18 protein-coding genes are annotated in these 18,020 nt (G+C 40.0%); 10 read left to right on the forward strand and 8 right to left on the reverse strand.

From position 1 onward, the window contains the following. The first annotated feature begins 4 nt into the window (after positions 1 to 4). The 8 genes from EHQ52_RS14040 to EHQ52_RS14075 all read left to right on the forward strand — a co-directional run bounded on the left by EHQ52_RS14040 (position 5) and on the right by EHQ52_RS14075 (position 8,984). Positions 5 to 973, forward strand: coding sequence for a PhoH family protein (locus EHQ52_RS14040; RefSeq protein WP_135615833.1), 969 nt, complete (start codon positions 5 to 7; stop codon positions 971 to 973). After that, positions 973 to 3,381, forward strand: a complete 2,409-nt coding sequence (locus EHQ52_RS14045; protein ID WP_135615834.1) for an HD family phosphohydrolase — start codon at positions 973 to 975, stop codon at positions 3,379 to 3,381. Before EHQ52_RS14040 ends, EHQ52_RS14045 begins: the two co-directional genes overlap by 1 nt. 82 nt (positions 3,382 to 3,463) lie before the next feature. Then, the gene (gene ybeY, locus EHQ52_RS14050) at positions 3,464 to 3,865 is read left to right on the forward strand and encodes an rRNA maturation RNase YbeY (RefSeq protein ID WP_244244919.1); all 402 of its coding nucleotides are present in this window, start codon (positions 3,464 to 3,466) and stop codon (positions 3,863 to 3,865) included. After that, on the forward strand, positions 3,838 to 4,611 hold the full coding sequence (gene recO / locus EHQ52_RS14055) for a DNA repair protein RecO (RefSeq protein ID WP_135615836.1): 774 nt from the start codon (positions 3,838 to 3,840) through the stop codon (positions 4,609 to 4,611). Before ybeY ends, recO begins: the two co-directional genes overlap by 28 nt. Continuing rightward, complete coding sequence (locus EHQ52_RS14060; RefSeq protein WP_135615837.1) at positions 4,604 to 4,861, forward strand: hypothetical protein; 258 nt, start codon at positions 4,604 to 4,606, stop codon at positions 4,859 to 4,861. The genes recO and EHQ52_RS14060 overlap by 8 nt, the downstream gene beginning before the upstream one ends. An 18-nt stretch (positions 4,862 to 4,879) precedes the next feature. After that, positions 4,880 to 6,646, forward strand: a complete 1,767-nt coding sequence (gene argS, locus EHQ52_RS14065) for an arginine--tRNA ligase (protein WP_135615838.1) — start codon at positions 4,880 to 4,882, stop codon at positions 6,644 to 6,646. After that, positions 6,643 to 7,899: a CinA family nicotinamide mononucleotide deamidase-related protein gene (locus EHQ52_RS14070; protein ID WP_135615839.1), complete on the forward strand. Its 1,257-nt coding sequence runs from the start codon at positions 6,643 to 6,645 to the stop codon at positions 7,897 to 7,899. The genes argS and EHQ52_RS14070 overlap by 4 nt, the downstream gene beginning before the upstream one ends. Next, positions 7,896 to 8,984: a hypothetical protein gene (locus EHQ52_RS14075; protein ID WP_135615840.1), complete on the forward strand. Its 1,089-nt coding sequence runs from the start codon at positions 7,896 to 7,898 to the stop codon at positions 8,982 to 8,984. The genes EHQ52_RS14070 and EHQ52_RS14075 overlap by 4 nt, the downstream gene beginning before the upstream one ends. 183 nt (positions 8,985 to 9,167) lie before the next feature. Here EHQ52_RS14075 and EHQ52_RS14080 read toward each other — a convergent pair whose 3' ends face one another. The 8 genes from EHQ52_RS14080 to lepB all read right to left on the reverse strand — a co-directional run bounded on the left by EHQ52_RS14080 (position 9,168) and on the right by lepB (position 16,177). Further along, positions 9,168 to 10,163: a response regulator transcription factor gene (locus EHQ52_RS14080; RefSeq protein WP_135615841.1), complete on the reverse strand. Its 996-nt coding sequence runs from the start codon at positions 10,161 to 10,163 to the stop codon at positions 9,168 to 9,170. A 1-nt stretch (position 10,164) separates the two neighbouring features. After that, positions 10,165 to 11,289: an LIC_12097 family sensor histidine kinase gene (locus tag EHQ52_RS14085; protein WP_086446598.1), complete on the reverse strand. Its 1,125-nt coding sequence runs from the start codon at positions 11,287 to 11,289 to the stop codon at positions 10,165 to 10,167. A 5-nt stretch (positions 11,290 to 11,294) separates the two neighbouring features. Continuing rightward, the gene (lenA, locus tag EHQ52_RS14090; protein WP_135616038.1) at positions 11,295 to 11,951 is read right to left on the reverse strand and encodes an endostatin-like outer membrane lipoprotein LenA; all 657 of its coding nucleotides are present in this window, start codon (positions 11,949 to 11,951) and stop codon (positions 11,295 to 11,297) included. A gap of 43 nt (positions 11,952 to 11,994) precedes the next feature. Continuing rightward, the gene (gene secG / locus EHQ52_RS14095) at positions 11,995 to 12,375 is read right to left on the reverse strand and encodes a preprotein translocase subunit SecG (protein WP_135615842.1); all 381 of its coding nucleotides are present in this window, start codon (positions 12,373 to 12,375) and stop codon (positions 11,995 to 11,997) included. A gap of 134 nt (positions 12,376 to 12,509) precedes the next feature. Further along, on the reverse strand, positions 12,510 to 13,262 hold the full coding sequence (gene tpiA, locus EHQ52_RS20275) for a triose-phosphate isomerase (RefSeq protein ID WP_135615843.1): 753 nt from the start codon (positions 13,260 to 13,262) through the stop codon (positions 12,510 to 12,512). Between the two features lie 24 nt (positions 13,263 to 13,286). Then, complete coding sequence (locus tag EHQ52_RS20280) at positions 13,287 to 14,471, reverse strand: phosphoglycerate kinase (RefSeq protein ID WP_135615844.1); 1,185 nt, start codon at positions 14,469 to 14,471, stop codon at positions 13,287 to 13,289. A 3-nt stretch (positions 14,472 to 14,474) separates the two neighbouring features. Continuing rightward, the gene (gap, locus tag EHQ52_RS14110; protein WP_135615845.1) at positions 14,475 to 15,482 is read right to left on the reverse strand and encodes a type I glyceraldehyde-3-phosphate dehydrogenase; all 1,008 of its coding nucleotides are present in this window, start codon (positions 15,480 to 15,482) and stop codon (positions 14,475 to 14,477) included. A gap of 137 nt (positions 15,483 to 15,619) precedes the next feature. Then, positions 15,620 to 16,177, reverse strand: coding sequence for a signal peptidase I (gene lepB, locus EHQ52_RS14115; protein WP_135615846.1), 558 nt, complete (start codon positions 16,175 to 16,177; stop codon positions 15,620 to 15,622). Between the two features lie 101 nt (positions 16,178 to 16,278). On the opposite strand from lepB, the gene EHQ52_RS14120 reads away from it, so the two are divergent. Together EHQ52_RS14120 and EHQ52_RS14125 are read left to right on the forward strand one after the other, a co-directional pair. Beyond that, entirely contained in the window at positions 16,279 to 16,836 is a 558-nt protein-coding gene (locus EHQ52_RS14120; protein ID WP_135615847.1) for a gamma carbonic anhydrase family protein, read from the forward strand. 51 nt (positions 16,837 to 16,887) lie between these two features. Then, entirely contained in the window at positions 16,888 to 17,958 is a 1,071-nt protein-coding gene (locus EHQ52_RS14125) for a hypothetical protein (protein WP_135615848.1), read from the forward strand. Positions 17,959 to 18,020: the final 62 nt, after the last annotated feature.

The following is an 18,020-nucleotide window of genomic DNA, read 5'->3' on the forward strand; positions in this document are numbered from 1 at the left end:
TCGTATCAGGAAAGAACAATTTACTTTCGAAAACCAAGACCTGTATCGTAAGATCTGTGGGATCAACGATACGGGTGTCAAAAATTTGGAAAAACAATTGGAGATCGATCTAATCCCGAGAGGGAACGGTTTCCAGGTAGAAGGAATTCCTACAAAGGTAGAATTCGCCTTAGATTTTTTCAGATTATTGGAAACCAATTACCGCGACAGACCTGATCGGGATTTTACGGACCAATTCGATTTCGGTTATCTTCTTAAACAAGCTACTAAAGAAAAGAAGAAGGAAGAGCGTAAGTCGGACGACGAGCCCTTCAAACCTAACGAAAAAATTCTTACCACATATAAGGGAAAACATCTTTATTCCAGGACTAAAAACCAGGAAAAGTATATTCAATCTTTCTTAAATAATCTGATCACTTTCGGGATCGGCCCTGCCGGAACAGGAAAAACATTCCTATCCGTTGCAATGGCCTGCAGATTTTTGCAAAATGGGATCGTAGATAAGATCGTTTTAACAAGACCAGCGGTAGAAGCAGGGGAGAATCTTGGATTTTTACCTGGGGATCTAAACCAAAAGGTGGATCCGTATCTTCGTCCAGTGTATGATGCTTTGAACGAATGTATTGGTTTTGAAAAAACCCAAGAATATATCGCACTTACTAAAATTGAGATCGCACCAGTTGCATTTATGAGAGGTCGGACTCTTTCCAAAAGTTTTATCATTTTGGACGAGGCCCAAAACTGTACTCTTGCTCAGCTTAAAATGATTATGACCCGTTTGGGCCGAAATTCCAGGATGTGTATCTCCGGGGATGTGACCCAAATTGACTTAGAACATGGTAGATCCGGTTTCGATCGTGTGGTAAACTTGTTCAGACAGACAGAAGGAATTGGCCAAGTGTTTTTCGGAAAAGAAGATATCACCCGACATCCATTGGTTGAGACCATCGTGAGGAAGTTCGAGGAATTGTAATGTTTCCCTTGGGATCACTTTTAGAAAGAGGAATGGCTTGGATCACGGATACCTTGACCAAGATCCGTCCAATTTCTTTCGTGAGAAAATTCCAGGTCATCCTCACTGCTATCACTTTGATCATCGTGACTTGGATGCTTGCCATCCCATTTTTCGGTCAGGATAAAATTAATCTATCTCAAGACGGTCCTTATTCAGAAGGCAAGAATGCTTTAGATAAGGTTGTATCTACTAAAGATATAGTTTACGAAGACGAAGAAAAAACGAAGGCCAAAAAATTTAAGTCATTCCAATCTGCTCCGAATTTTTTTGATAGAGATTATAGAGTTCTAATAGATATAATTCGCCCTGCTATCCAGGAAGATATGGAGAAGTATAGGGAGCCAAAACCAACTGGAGAAGTGAAAACTTCCACAGAATTACTGACTGCAGTTCCAAGATGGAAGAATAGATCCAAAGAAGAATTAGAACTCCTACTTAAAACTCCTGGAAAATCCAGGGTTAGGGATCTTGTTCAACAATATAGTAATTTAGTTTTTTCTAATTTTTGTATTTTAAGGGATCAACCGGTGGATTATTCCGCGATCCGTGCAGCTGAAGCAAGGATCCGTAACTCTGGCGCCAGCGGAAATAAAGAGCAGATTTCTTCTGTAGAGGGTGCATTTGTAATTCCTCGTATGTATTTGTATAGAGATAGTGCTACTATCGATACTTTGAATCGTTTGGCTGCGGAGAAGTTACAAGCCACAGATCCTCAGCTTCTTTCTATTATCCAAAAACTTGCACTGACTTATGTGTATTCTAATCCAGCTTGTACTTATAATGCGGAAGAAACCAAAAATCAAAAACAAGCCGTCATGGATAGGACGGAACCTGTAAGTAGCAGGATCAATGCAGGGGAAACCATAGTAAAAGCGGGGGAGACAATCACTCCCGATATCTATCAGAAATTATTAATAGTAAATAGATATGCGACTCGGGCGAATATTGCATCTATCACATCTATACTTCTAATCCAATCTATTTTTGTAATTATTGTATATGCGTTCTTGAAGAAGTATAATCCGAAACGTTTGAATGATGTATCCAGTAACGTGATCGTATTTACATTGATCTGGTCCTTGGTGTTATGGGCTTACTTGGCATCCAAGGCTTTTTTTAGTTTTGAGAATAGTTACGATTCTGTATTTTACTTCGCACTTGTGATCCCGACTGGAATGGTTTGTCTAATCTTGTCAATGATCTATGATGAACAACTGTCAATTGCGATTGGTTTTTTCCTTTCCTTCTTTGTGTTTGCTGCATCCAGATATAATCCTACTTCTTTCATTTTAGCTTTCGTAATGACCGTTGTTGCGGCAACTTACGGAAGAAAGATGAGAAAGAGGATCGATTTTATCAAAGCCGGATTCTATATGGCTTTGGTCCAGATGTTGATCTCTTCTTCCGGATATTTGTTTGATTCCAGGAATTATTGGGTAGCAGTTCCATCCGGTTCTCATTTTAGAGACCTTTGGGAATCAAATATATTCAGATTGTATTTATTATGTTTAGTGAATGGATTCGTCTGCTCCACTTTGACTCAATTACTTCTGCCTATTTATGAGTATGTATTCAATATACCTACTCGATTTAAATTGCTGGAACTTGCAGACACTGGTCATCCATTGCTGCAGGATCTACTGACCAAAGCACCTTCTACTTATACCCATACTTTTTTAGTGGCGGCTATGTCTGAAAGAGCCGCTCAAAATCTGGAACTGGATTGGCTTTTGACTAGGGTTGGTGTATATTTCCACGATATAGGTAAGATCCCAAATGCAGGATTTTTCGTAGAGAACCAGCACTTGATCCCTAAGAAAGAAAATATCGATAAGAATAATCCTGCAAAGGCTGCTAAGATCGTAATCGATCACGTTTTAGACGGAATAGAAATGGCTAAGAAGGCGAGACTTCCAAGAGAAGTAATCGATTTTATTCCGGAACATCATGGAACTTCTACCATGGCATTTTTCTATCATAAGGCACTTGCAGAACTTTCTCCTTCTCAGAAGAAAAAACTGAAAAAAGCAGATTTCCAATATCCAGGTCCTAAACCACAGAGAAAAGAAACTGCGATTGTGATGATTGCAGATAGTTTAGAAGCTGCGAGTAGATCCTTGGAAGAAGTAACTCCAGAAGCCTTAGATGCACTTATCACAAAGATCGTAAACGGAAAATTGGCGGAGAACCAATTGGATGAATGTGGACTCACATTAGGGGATCTGGAAGTTGTAAAATATTCCTTCAAGGAAGTTCTTCTTTCTAGTCTTCACTCTAGACCTAAATATCCTAAACCTGAGGATACAAAAGCTTTAGAAGAGAAGAACAAAAATATTTTGGGGAAACACGCCCCTAAGAGCCACTGACTTGTTTGAGTTTTCTTCGGATTTCGATCCGGATTCTCTTCCTTCTTGGTTGTCCGAATCTTCTCTGGAATCTCGCTGGGAAATTTTAAGTAAATTCTCTTTTCCTACTATTAATACTCATGTTTCTCTTGTTTTGACGGACGATGGATCTATCCAAGAGCTGAATCGTGTCAGAAGAGGAAAAGATTATGCGACTGATGTTCTTTCCTTTCCTTTAAGTTTTGATCTGACTCCTTGGGAACTTCCCCCAAACAAAAAAGAGAACTTCGGACCCATCTTAAGTTTAGGTGAGATCGTGATCTCTTGGGATACTTGCAAAGCCCAAGCTAAGAGTATAGGTCATAGTGAAGAAGATGAATTTTTTAGATTATTCGTGCATGGTTTTTTACATTTAATCGGTTATGATCATGAACGAGGAGAAGAAGATGAGGCTCTAATGAAAGAGAAGGAGGATCTATGCCTGGATCTAGTCCTGGGGCCTTAAAAAAAACCACTGGCATCGTAATGGAAAGCCGCATCCTTCCCGAAGGAGATGCATTTTTGCGACTTCTACCTGAAGAAGGAGAAGTAGGGAGTTTCCGAGTAAAAGGGATCAAAAAAAGTAAAACAAGACCTATCGCCGCTGTGGAACCTGGATCTCTCACTGTATTAGATTATTATTTCACCCAAGGAAGAGACACGTTTAACGTAAAAGAGATTGGATTAATCAGAAGATTCGATAAAGCAAAGACAGGATATTCAGGAACTGTTTTAGTTTCTTATCTGGTGGAACTTGTTTCTTCTTTTTTGACGGAAGGTGGTTCTCATCCAATGGAGTATAAACTTCTTCTGGGCGCCTTAAAAGAATTAGATGAAGACGGTTACAAACCTGTATTCTTACCTTTTTTCAAACTAAAATTATTATATGTGGGTGGCTTCTTATCCAAAGAAATGGAATGTGCAAGCTGCGGAAAAAATCTCGCAGAGATCCAATCCTGCAGTTTGGACGAAACACATTTTGAGATAGTCTGTGGGGATTGTGGAAATCCTAAACCGGACAAGTATGGTCTTGTATTATTCGTTCAAGATTGTTTGGCTTTGAGATATAGGGACCTAAAGGATAAAAAGATTTCCCTTGAACTCCTGAAGGAGGCGGATAGCTTAAGTAACCGGGCCTTAAAACCACTTCTTGGCAGAAGACTTAAATCGGAACCTATGTTGTACGATTCCTTAGGGGAAAATCTTGGATAAACTTTTTAAAACTGCATTTTTACTTATCTATACTGTGGGTCTGGTTTTTCTGATCATTCTTCAGGAAAGATGGGGGAAGAAAGATATTCCACCTCGTCCTGTAATGGCCGAGGCTTCTAGAAATTGCCAATATCTTGAATGTATCCTCAGGGAGAAAAACCTGGTTCTTGGGGCCTTGGATAAAAGTTGGAAGCTGATCGGAAGCAAAAGATTGTTTCCGGATTGGGATGATAACTCCTCTAAAAAATAGGACATTACAAAAGACAGAATGAAAGAAACGGAAACTCTTAAACAACTCGTTTTAGAAGCTTTAAAGGAAGGAGTAAAACTCTATTGTGAAAAAGAAGCGCCTAACGTTTCTTTTTCTGATCTAAGGATCCGAGTAGAATATTCCAGAGAAGAATCCTTCGGAGATTATTCCACTTCTTTCGCTTTAGAAAATTCCAAACTTCTGGGTAAAAAACCTTTGGATTCGGCTGCACTTCTTGTGAGTTATCTACAAGCCAAGACTGATCTATTCGAAAAAGTGGATTTTACTCCTCCGGGGTTTGTGAATTTCAGGATATCCCCTTCCTTTTTGATCCAGTTCTTAGAAAACACAATTCAGAAAAAAGAACTATTTCCTAAATTAGAAAATCCTAAAAAAATAAACTTGGAATTCGTAAGTGCGAATCCAACTGGACCTTTGAATATTGTATCTGCAAGAGCTGCGGCTACTGGAGAAGCATTTGCAAACTTACTCAAGGCAGTAGGTCATTCGGTAGATAAGGAATTTTACGTAAACGATTATGGAAATCAGGTATTTTTACTTGGTGTTTCCACTATGGTACGGATCAGAGAGGCTCTGGGAGAATCTTATTCTATCCAAGAGAATGCAGAAGATGGAAGATCCATCCAAGAAATACTTTCTCAGAATGTGATCCCAGCGGAAGGATATAGAGGAGATTACCTCAATATCATCGCTAAACAATTATTAGAAAATCCGAATACTGAAAAAGAGATCAAAGCCCATCTTGAAAAGAAGGAATATTCTGCACTCGCTGAAAAATGTTCCCGTTGGACTGTAGAATCCAATTTGATCTGGCAGAAAAAAGATCTGGATCTATTCGGAGTAAGTTTTGATAGATTTTTCTCTGAGACCACACTTCACGAATCCGGAAAAGTTTTGGGTGTACTCGAAAACCTAAAAAAATCCGGCAAAGTATTTGAAGAAGAAGGTAAACAGATCTTTAAATCCGAGGATTATGGAGACGACAAAAATCGTGTAGTGGTCCGTGATGATGGACGTCCTACATACCTTCTCGCAGACATAGCGTACCATAATGATAAAATTTCCAGAGGTTATGAGAAGATCATAGATATCTGGGGACCGGACCATCACGGGTATATCGCAAGGCTTGCGGGCGCAGTCCAGGCACTAGGTTATCCTAAAGAAAATTTCCAAGTGATCATTGCTCAACAAGTCAATCTTCTCATGGCTGGCCAGAAGATGAAGATGAGTAAACGTGCGGGAGAATTTCAGACCATGGAAGATCTTCTGGGTTATTTGGGAAAACATGCAAAAGATGTTGCACGCTACTTCTTCACAATGAGGTCCCTGGACTCTCCTCTTGATTTTGATCTGGATCTAGCAAAGGATGAGTCTGATAAAAATCCAGTATTCTATCTGCAATATGCTCACGCGAGAGTTTGCTCTATTTTTAGAGAAGTAGGAACTAACTCCGAAGCAAAAGCATTAGAAAATCTTGAAATGACAGAAGAGAGAAAAAGACTTCTTTTCTGGATCTCTCGTTTTCCGGAAGAAGTTTTGGATGCTGCTGCGACTTTAGAACCTCATAGAATTGCAAATTATTTACAGAATCTTGCAAGAGCATTCACTCAATTCTATATAGCAAAGAATAATCGACTGAAAGATTCGGATGAGTCTACAAGACTCGGACTCGCAAGAATTTGCCAAGCTACTCGCGTAGTTCTTGCAGAAGGTTTGGCTCTACTTGGAGTTTCTGCTCCAGAAAGATTGGAGAAAGAAGATTGAATTCACCTAGGGTCACAGTCATTTCCACAGGTTCAGAACTGACAGCAGGAAGAAGCCAAGATACAAATTCTTCCTGGATTGCAAACGAACTTTTCGGATTAGGATATTCTACTCAAAAGTTCCTGGTCCTGCCTGATGATCCTAAATTGATCACCGATGAACTAAAAAACTTAGCTTCCGAGGCTTCTAAGGAAAATCCAGTCCTTCTTGTGATGACAGGCGGCCTTGGGCCAACTGAAGATGATTATACTTTAGAAGTGGTATGTGAACTCACTTCTTCGAAAGCCGTCCTGAATGAAAAAGCTCATGACAGGCTCCAAGCATTATATCGTCTTCGCGGAAAAGGATTCCAAGAAGCGCTGACTACAGCATTAAGACAGGTTTCTATTCCATCTAATTCTACCGTTTTGAATAATTCTGTAGGAATTGCTCCCGGGTTCTGGTCGGAACTCCAACCAGGTGCTTACTTAGCCTGTATGCCGGGTGTTCCATCCGAAATGGTGACCATGTTCAAAGAGGAATTGGTCCCTTTAATCCAAAAACAATTCCATTCAGGTGAACTACATTCAGATTTTCTGTTTATCTGGGGAATGAGTGAGTCTTTATTCCAACAGGAATTTATAGAAGGGATTGAACCATTAAAGAATGGTAAAGCAGTTTGGGGAGTGGCCGCTAAAAAAGGATTTATCCGAGTCACTTACCAATCTGAAGACAAAAATTTAGTACAAGAACTAATCCAAAAAACAAAAGAGAAATATCGCGGACTTTGCACCGGAGATTTATTCGAAGAATTTCCCAAACTTCTCTCAGAAAGAAAACTCACCATCGGAACGATAGAAAGTTGTACTGGCGGACTGGCTGCTAAGATACTTACGGACCGTGCAGGTTCTTCAGATTATTTTTTGGGATCTGTGGTAAGTTATTCGAATCTGATCAAAGAAAATATAGTTGGGGTTAAAAAAGAGACCTTGGAAGCTCACGGAGCAGTCAGCGAAGAAACCGCAATAGAGATGGCAGATAACGGAGCAAAACTTCTCGGAACGGATCTGGCGATCAGTATTACTGGTATTGCAGGTCCAGGCGGTGGAACTCCTACAAAAAAAGTAGGAACTGTATTTATAGGAACCCATATCAAGGGTGAAAAAACAGAAGTGAAGGAACTCTTTCTTCCATTCAAGAGAGAGCTTTTCCGAGAAGTGGTGGCCGCTACTTCTCTTTATCTAATGTACAATCGATTGAGGAAACTCGTATGATCTATAGGATTTTGGCCCTAAGTTTAGTATTCTTTTTAGGATTTTATTATTTTTTAGGAAATCCATACGAGTCTGCAAGAACCGTCCAGAAAACCTGGTATTGGAATAAAGAATCTAAGCTTGCAAGTTTTCCTGATCCTCGTAGTGATTTTGATCCAGAGAGAACCATTAACGGATACAAAACTAAAACTTCTTATATTAGAATTCCTTGGGGAGAAACTATTCCGACAGACGATTCCATCCGAATAGAATATCCGCTCAGAGCCAAAGGATATTTGGCTTACAAAAAGATCGGAAGTTCTGTAGAGTTTTTTTCAGAAGTAGGAGAACTTCTTTGGACCAAAGATTATAAAAGTTATCCTCGTATCCATCCTGATGGAAATCTTGTGCTCTTCTTATCTGGAGATAATAACCAAGTTTTAGTTTCTGATATTAACGGAAATTCTTTAGGCGCCAAAAAACTTGACGGTAGATTTTTAACTGATATCTCATTTGCTCCAAAAGGAATTTCTAATGGAGAAACTGCTGTTTTATTTTCTGGCGGGGAATTATTTCTTTTAGATGGAAAGGGAGAAAAACTTTTTGAGGAGAGGTTAGGGGAGAAGGAGCCGGTATTTGCAAAAAGTCTTTCTATCTCCGCTAATGGACAAAAGATAGCAGTTCATTTTCTAAAAAACAATAGAGACTTTATCCGAGTATATGATAGAGACGGATCCGAATCAGAAGAATGGAATCTTGGTAGAGTGATCCCTTATAAAGTGAATCTTGCAGTTTCGAATGATGGGGGAGTACTTGCTGGTTTCTCTGATAAACTTACCTTATATTCTAAATCGGGAAAAGTGATCTTCGAAAAGAACCGAAATAAGGCACAATCTGTTTACCAAACTGTATTTCATTCTGGAACTTGGTTTGCTGGTGAATGGGAAGGAAACTTAGTCTTCTTAGATGAAGAAGGTCATATCCTTAAAGAAGAAAAGATCCGAACTGGAGAAAAACCGTTTCGTTTTTATTCTTCTGGCCGCAATGGAGAAGCGTTCTTAGAAGGCGGCTCTGATATTGTTCTTTATAGGGAATTAGAGAGATAGATTTTAGAGACGCGGTTTTATTGGCACGCAGAGGCGCCAAGGCGCAGAGAGTTAACTAACTAAGTTTGCAGGAGTTCCAACAGCGGATTCCTCTGAGTTTTTTTCACCTTTATATGTTTTAAAAGCTCCGCGTCTCAGCGGCTCTGCGTGAGAAAATCTCAGCGACTCTTCTTCCTCTGCGTCTCAAACCTCATAAATAGAAAGAGACTTATAACCCTTATTTGTCTGTTTATCTAATAGGGCGATAATCTCTGTCCTTGTGTCTTTTTCTATATTAAAGATCAACTGATCCGAGATCTCTCTACAGATATACAAACCACGACCATGAGAATCTGCAAGACCTGCAGGCAAACCTGTTGGACTATCCACAGTGATATGTCTGTCCAAACGTTTTAAAATCTCTTTTTTGTTCAAAGAACCGAAATGATCTCGGACTACCACAATATAAGAATTCTCTGCGATGCCGTATCCAATCTCAAAATAATCAGTTTCTGCGAGTTGTATATGTTCTAAAGGAACGAGTAAGTCTCTAGAAGGAAGTTCATATTGGTATTTAGAATTTCCTTTGGAGTCTCTTGGCGCACGGATCATCGCATTAGAAGTAAGCTCTTCTAAGATTTGCTGGACCGCATTCGGTGCTCCTTTTTCGATCAGGAATTTGCCAACACGATTACAGATATAATTGCGGTCCTTGTCGGAACTGATTTTACGGAATACAATTCCGTTTTCAGGTGGAACTAAGAATTCTTCTTCTATGTTTCCTTCTAATATCTTGAAATCTGGGCCGAAGTATTTTTCTACTCCGAATATATCTTTGTACAAAAGTTTTTTGACCATCACAGTGATCAGATTGATGTCCAAGAATGAATATTTAGGAATGATATTCCAGATATCATGTTGGTAGGCGAAGTTTATATAATCGTTAATATTATAAGCAGTCATCAAGGAATACTGAACTGTTGGGTATTCCTTTTGGATTGTTTTGATCAGATCTAATCCCGATTTTCCTGGCATACGAATATCTGTGATAACCAGATCCACATGCTCGTTAGAAAGGATTTTGACTGCTTCATCGTAATTTTCTGCGTCGAAAACTTCGTAATCTCTGACCAGGATATCTTTTACCGCTTCCCGGATGGAGTGTATATCTTCTACTACTAAGATACGATGATTGGACAATTTAGTTTCCTTTTGGCTGTACTAATGGAAGAGAAATTTTAAATCTGGTCCTTCTATCATAAGAACGAACAGTCAATTCTCCTGAATGTTCTCTTACAATGGAGTGGCAGATAGAAAGTCCGAGACCAGTTCCGATCCCTGACTTATTTTTGGAAAAGAACGGGGAGAAAATTTTATCCAGCATATCTTCTGGAATTCCTCCCGCTGTATCTTCCACAAAAATATGCATCATATTACGAGTGCGTCTGACTTCTACTTTGATCTTACCTTCTCCATAATCGTAAGCTTGTAGAGAGTTTTTGAAAAGATTAATGAATAATCTCTCCATCTTGACCGGATTAAATTGGAAGGTCATACCAGGTTCGCTCAAAATTTCCCATTCAGTGTTTTTAGAAAGAACAGGATAAACCCATGTAACTGAGTCTTTAGCCTTCATTATGGTTTCATGAATATCTGCGGTTGTAGTTACTAATTTATCAGGTTTAGCAAAACTGATCACATCTAAAACGATCATCGCTGCACGAGTCAGATCTTCTTTGATCATCTCCAATCGTTTCCGAAAAAAAGCAGGATCCATACTGGATAAATTATTCATCAAGTTTTGAAGTGTGAGACTCATTCCTGTGAGTGGATTATTCAACTCATGAGCAACACCGGAGATAAAAATACCAAGAGAAGCAAGGTTACGTATCCTAAGATTCTCTTCTTCTTTTTCTTTGATACGAGTAATATTGCTGATCTTCTCCACTATGGAAACAATACTTCCGTCTTTACGAATTGGGAAAAAATCTAAGTATAATGTTTCCTTTTGGTCATTCGCAACGTGAAAAATTTCACGTCCAACTTCTCCCTTTCCTTCGAATTGTGCGTCGAAGTCAGGTTCGTTTTCGTGATGATCCTTCATTGGACAGTAAGGACAAACTGCAGAACGGTTGTACAGAATTTCGTAACATTTTCTGCCGAGGATAGAAGGGAAGTCAGGCTCACTCGAAAATTCAAGAGTGGCCTTGTTTACACGACGGACCCTGAAGCCCGAGTCTATTAAAACTAGGGGCTCTGTGATTCCGTCCAGAATTGCTTGGAGTTCCTCCGCTCTTTCGTGGAGGTTTTCCATTAGGGATGACATCCGGATCAATATTCTAGGGATTCTTTATAACTTTGCAGTAATTTTTTTTGATTTCTGGAAGAATGTTGAGACTGCATTTCTTGGAGTCTTAGAACGTGAACAAAAAAATCCTCGATCAGTTTTAAGTAAAATTCTTTCTTAAACTCCGATCTATCCCGGTTTACCCCCTCATCAGGTAGGTAATTCAGAGGATATTCTGCCTCTCTACCGTTCTTATCCGCGTAAATCACCAGATCATCCACATTATTATCTAAAGGAGTCGTGTCCGTCATTCGGATCATGATCGTGTCTTCCGCAGAATAATTCGCAGTTTTAATTTCAGAAACCACCTTAGAAAGAGTAGAACCGTTAAATTCCAGAAGAATGGACTTTTCTTCCGCTCTCTCTATCCCGCCTGGAGTAGGAGATTGGGTCACGGAAAACTTAGTGATCTTCACACCTTTACGGTTTGGATAATTTCCCACCCAAGTTACCAAGGTCCCAATCGGAAGAGCATCCATTCTTTCGAATTTCAAAAGTTCTCTCGCAACACTCAGGCTTTCATAAGCACGTAAGATACGTTGGTTCAACATTTGGGTAGAAGAAGACGAGGAATTGTTCTGGGATTTTGTCCCATCCTGGTTCTGAGCGTTTAAGGAAACAAAGGAAAGAAGAAGGAGCAGAACGAAGACGGCCTTACTTGCCGCCTTCGGAGAGGAATAAAAATTAAGGCTTAGGTTGCGCTGGAGCTTCTGTGCTTGGTGCGGTATTAGGCGCGGATTCTTGGGCATTTGTCCCTCCTTGGTTGCCCTGGGCCTCTTCCGCAATAGGTGGAGGAAGGATCTCAGGCGTTGGAGTGGTATTGTATCCGCTAGTCTTCGCAAAAAGGAAAGAAAGAATCAGAGATAGGGCCAAAAAAGTGAGTCCAGCAACTCTGGTTGCTTTAGTCAAAACATCCGCAGTAGAGGAACCAAAAACAGATTGGCTTGCTCCTCCACCAAGAACTCCACCCATTCCACCTTTGCCTGTTTGGATCATAACAAGAAGGATCAGAAATAGACTGACGAAAACGAAAAGAACAAGAATGGTTCCGGTGATAAAGCCCATGAGTCGAATTCCTAAAGGTAAAAAGGTATGTTTTTTGGCGAAATAATCCGCTTTAAATCCAAACTACCGCCAAGCCCTAGGCTGACAAGCCGTTTAGTACATTCCTAATCGGCTTGTATGACGGTAGGAATAAATTAGAATAAAGCTAAGAAGCTTTCCAGTTTTTGGCTCGCCCCACCTACGAGCCCGCCATCTATATCCGCTTGGGATAGGAGTTCCTTCACATTATCGGCTTTTACTGAACCGCCATAAAGGATAGGCATAGCGTCTGAGATTGTTTTTCCATTTTGGAATAATCCAGAAATTTCTTTTCTGATAAATGCGTGTGCTTCTTGTGCTTGAGCAGGGGTTGCTACTTTTCCAGTTCCAATTGCCCAAACTGGTTCGTACGCTACCCAGATACGAGAGAATTGGTCGCTTTCAATAGAACCTAAACCTTCTTGGATCTGTTTTTTCAAGACCTCGAAAGTATTGCCCGATTCTCTTTCAGCCAGAGTTTCTCCCACACAATATACAGCAGTAAAACCATGTTTAGTTAGATATGAGATCTTTTGGTTACAAAATACACTTGTTTCTCCTAAGAATTGTCTTCTTTCTGAGTGGCCAACAAGAGCAAATTTAATACCTATTTCGGAAAGTTGGTCTGGACCGGTTTCTCCAGTCATAGCAGTGAGAGGAGCAGGGTAGATGTTCTGAGCTCCGACTGCAATTTTCGAATTTTCTAATATTCGAGCAACCGCAGCCAGATGGATAGAAGAAGGAAATACAACTGCCTTTTTATTATCAGGAAGAGAAGAAGACTTTTCTTTCAGGCCGCTTGCGAGTGCCAATGCTTCCTTTTCGGAAAGATTCATTTTCCAGTTACCAGCGATAATTTTTGGGCGCATATATATTTCCTTTTGTTCTTTAGATTATTGATTTAGAAGAGCAACAACTCCGGGGAGTTTTTTACCTTCTAAAAATTCTAAGGAGGCTCCTCCTCCAGTAGAAACGTGAGTGATCTTATCTTCTACCTTAGCCTTATTGATCGCAGCGATGGAATCTCCTCCACCTACAACAGTCCTGGCTTTGGACTTGGAAACCGCTTTTGCGATCGCCATAGTTCCAGGTGCAAATTTATCGAATTCGAAAACTCCCATAGGACCGTTCCAAACGATGGTTGCTGCATTCTTAATTACTTTTTCGTAATTAGAGATTGTTTTAGGACCTATATCCATTCCCATCCAACCGTCCAAAATTCCCATCTTGTCTACGGTTTTGGTCTTAGCGTTCGCGTCGAATTTATCACCGATCACATGATCCACAGGAAGTTGGAAATCTACACCTGCAACTCCAGCTCTTTCGATCAGTTGGAAAGCTTCTACTTCGAAATCTCTTTCTACTAATGAATTTCCAACAGGGATCGCTCTGGATTTTAAGAAGGTATAAGCCATTCCTCCACCGATCAAAATATGGTCCACTTTTTCGATCAGGTTTTTGATCACACTGATCTTGGAAGAAACCTTGGAACCTCCGATGATCGCAACGAAAGGTTTTGCAGGGCGGGAAAGAAGAGAAGAAAGTTCGGTGATCTCTTTGTACATCAACAAACCTGCAAAAGAAGGCAGAAGATGTGCAATTCCTTCCGTAGAAGCGTGAGCTCTATGAGCCGCACCGAATGCGTCGTTTACATACACATCAGCAAGAGCAGCTAAACTTTTGGAAAAGGCAGCATTATTCTCTTCTTCTTCTTTATGAAAACGTAAATTTTCCAGAACCAGGATCTCTCCATCTTTGAGTTCTTTGGAAAGTTTTACGGCATTCTCTCCAATTACGTCTTTGGAGAATATTACAGAAGTTTTAACTAAACCTTTAAAAACTTCGTAAACAGGTTCCATAGAATATTGAGGATCCGGTTTACCTTTAGGGCGGCCAAGGTGGCTCGCGATAATAACGCGAGCACCTTTTTTTACCAATAATTCAATGGTAGGAAGTGTCTTTTCAATTCTAGTCTTGTCGGAAACTTTACCGTTATCCAGAGGGACGTTAAAATCGACCCTCAGAAAAACTCGTTTCCCCTTGACGTCCTCGTTTTCGAGTCTGGGTAATTGCTGCATCGATTAGCCTTTTTTAACCATGTAACGGATAAGGTCTAGAACTCTGTTAGAGTAACCCATCTCGTTATCATACCAGGAAACCAATTTAAAGAATCTGGAATTTAATTCGATACAAGCATCCGCGTCATAGATAGACGAAAGTGTAGAACTTAAGAAGTCGTTAGAAACAACCATCTCATCAGTATATCCTAAAATTCCTTTCATAGCTCCTTCAGAAGCTTCTTTCATTTTTGCAGAAATTTCTTTTAGGCTGGTTTCTTTAGTAGTTCTAACAGTTAGATCCACAACAGAAACGTCTGGAGTTGGAACTCTGAAAGACATACCAGTTAGTTTTCCGTTTACTTCAGGAATACAAAGACCAACCGCTTTCGCAGCACCAGTAGAAGCTGGGATAATGTTTTGCATTGCTCCTCTTCCACCTCTCCAGTCTTTTTTAGAAGGACCGTCAACAGTAGGTTGAGTTGCAGTAGTCGCGTGAATAGTGGTCATCAGACCTTCTTCGATCCCGAAATTGTCTAGAACCACTTTAGTGATTGGAGCAAGACAGTTAGTAGTACAGGAAGCGTTAGAAACAACATGATCCTTGCTTGGATCGTATTTTTCGTTATTCACTCCCATTACAAAAGTAGGGATGTCCTTATCTTTTGCAGGAGCAGAGATCACCACTTTTTTAGCTCCGGCTTTAATATGTTTTTCAGCGCCGACTCTATCAGTGAATAGACCAGTAGATTCAATTACATAGTCAACTTTCAGATCTTTCCAAGGGAGTTTTTCTGGATCTCTTTCGGATACACAAAGAACTTTTTTGCCGTCTACGATAAGTGCGTCTTCAGTATGCTCTACGGTGCCGTTAAAACGTCCATGAGTAGAATCGTATTTTAAAAGATATCCTAGGTTGTCCGGAGTTACTAGGTCGTTGATTGCTACAAATTCAATATTTGGGTCTTTGATCCCTGAACGGAATACCAAGCGACCGATTCGGCCAAAACCGTTGATAGCGATTCTTGTCATTTTCTTCCCTTTATTTCCTTAATGTTATTTGATAAAACAGGAGCCTTTGGCTCTTCAAATACATGTTTTTATAACAAAACCATCCTGAAAATCCGTTTTTTTGAAGATTTTGTAACGGATTCTAAGGTGGGAACGGATTAAAGGGCTTTGCCGATGATCTTTTCGAAAGGAATGGGGCCGAAATCTCTGGAATCCACGCAGTCATCTCGGTTATCACATAGAAGAAAGTAATTTCGATCTTCTATCGTTAGGTTAGAAAGATTGTCACGAGTAGAATATGTTCCGGAGAATGCGGGTCTTGCGTCCTTGAATTGTAAGGAGAAGTCTGATTTTTCCTGAACCTCGGAGATACCGTTTCTATAAAGGACCTTATCTTTGATTGAGATCTGGTCTCCTGATTTTCCCATGATGCGGACGAGAGTTACTTTTCCTTTTTGTGTAGGATGTTCGACAAGTACCACATCACCTAAAAATAAAGATGAATCCCGAACAAATCGTGAGATATAAATTCTTTTTCCTTTGGCGAATGCCGGAGACATCTCTTCCGTTTCTGGGACGAATGGAAATACAAACCAGATCCGAATAGCGGCCGCGAATAAAAATCCCACCACAAGAGATATAGAAATTACCTGAGCGAATTTCTTTCGGTCAAATTTTTTTTCCTTCTCTCCGAACTCTTTTTTCAATGAGAACATTATGGGCTAAGGTATGAATACTGCCTAAGAAAGCATCCATATTTTGGACTTGTGCAGCTTCGGGAATGTTGTAAGATTGAACCGCGATTGAGGGAAAATATATGCAAGAAGTACATGTGGCTGGAAATATATTAGAATACATGGGCAAACGTCCTATCTTCAAAGACGGAGTTTTCTTAGCTCCAGGTTCTTTGGTAGTAGGGGATGTTGTGATTGGAAAAGATTCCTCTATTTGGTTCCAAACATTGATCCGTGGAGATGTAAATTATATTCGAATTGGAGATAATGTAAATATACAGGATATGACAGTGGTCCATGTTTCCAGAAATACCCATCCGGTGGAGATCGGAGATAATGTTTCCGTAGGTCATAGAGCCGTTCTTCACGGATGCAAACTTAAAAATAATTCATTCGTAGGAATGGGTGCGATCATTATGGATGGAGTGGAATTAGGAGAATACTCCTTCGTGGCTGCAGGCGCAATGATTACCCCTGGTAAGATCATTCCACCTGGAGTGATGGTGATGGGATCTCCTGGAAAGATAGTAAGAGACATTACGGAAGAAGAAAGAAACCTGATCGAGAGAACCGCTGCAAATTACGTTAGCTATAAGAACAATTATCTGCAAGATTTCTCTTATAGGATCAGTATAGTTTAATTTTTCAAAATTTTCCTATACGTTTAGGGAATATGCAGAATACTTTACTATGTGGGCGAAACAAAAGTTCCAGGTGTATATTTAAGAGGGACAGGGGTCATAGGTTGGCCTCTGGCTTCTTTGTTATTATTATTAAAGAATAAATTTGGCAGTTTCCAAGTATTTGTAGAACCGTACAAATTACAAAAATCAGAAATACCTCAAATACTTTCCCTGCTCGAAAAAGGTGGGATCATAGTAGACGATGGTTCTAATGGAGTCCGCGACTTTTTTCCGGAATGGATCTCTAAACAGGACGCATTGTCCGAGTCTTTTGTTGTATGCGATTCTTCTCCGCCCGGGGTTGCAGACAAAAGAAAATCTGAATATTCAGAATCAATTTACGATCAGATCCGGATTTTTATCGCCCAAGGAAGTGAACATTCTTTCGGACCTCAGTTTTTGTATCCGGAAAGTTCACCACTCTTAGAAAAAAATCCTCCTAAGTTTATACATGTTTCCACATGTAATACCCATACGTTAGCCGGAATACTTAGGCCCTTCTACTCAGAAAGACCACAAGAGTTGACCAATATATTAGAAGAGGCTGACTTTTTTGTGATCCGTAGAGATGCGGATATGGCAAAAAATGACCCTCATGTGACTGGGCCTTTACTTGTTCTTCCTGAATCTGAAACAGGAACCCACCATGGAAGATTATTGAACGAAGTATATGCGGATCTTGGGTTTAAGATCAAATTGGGATCTTCTTCCGTAACGATCAATTCACCTTATATGCATTTGATCCGTTTTCATCTCCGCTTAAAGAGAGAAGTTTCTAAAGAGTGGTTGGTTTCTAAGATCAATAATGATCCATTCTTAAGTATCACTGAACTTGTTTCCACGAACTCAATCTTCTCCTCCGGAAGAGATCGTGGATTATATGGCAGAATTTTCTCTCATGCTGTATTTCCTCTCTCTGCCTTGGAAGTGAATGGAAAAGAAGTTCGAGGATATGCTGCCACACCTGGAGATTCGAACGTTCATATTTCAAGTATCTATGCGGTTTATAAAGGATTGGGACTTTCTTTCGGTCCAGAAACGGAAGCCTTTTTAGCCGGAATTGTCTTGAAAGAAGTTTAGATCTTCTTAGAAATATCCAGACAGTTTTGATCTTTTTTCATTGATCGCATTTGATATATTGA

It is taken from the genome of Leptospira koniambonensis (assembly GCF_004769555.1).
GTDB lineage: Bacteria > Spirochaetota > Leptospiria > Leptospirales > Leptospiraceae > Leptospira_B > Leptospira_B koniambonensis.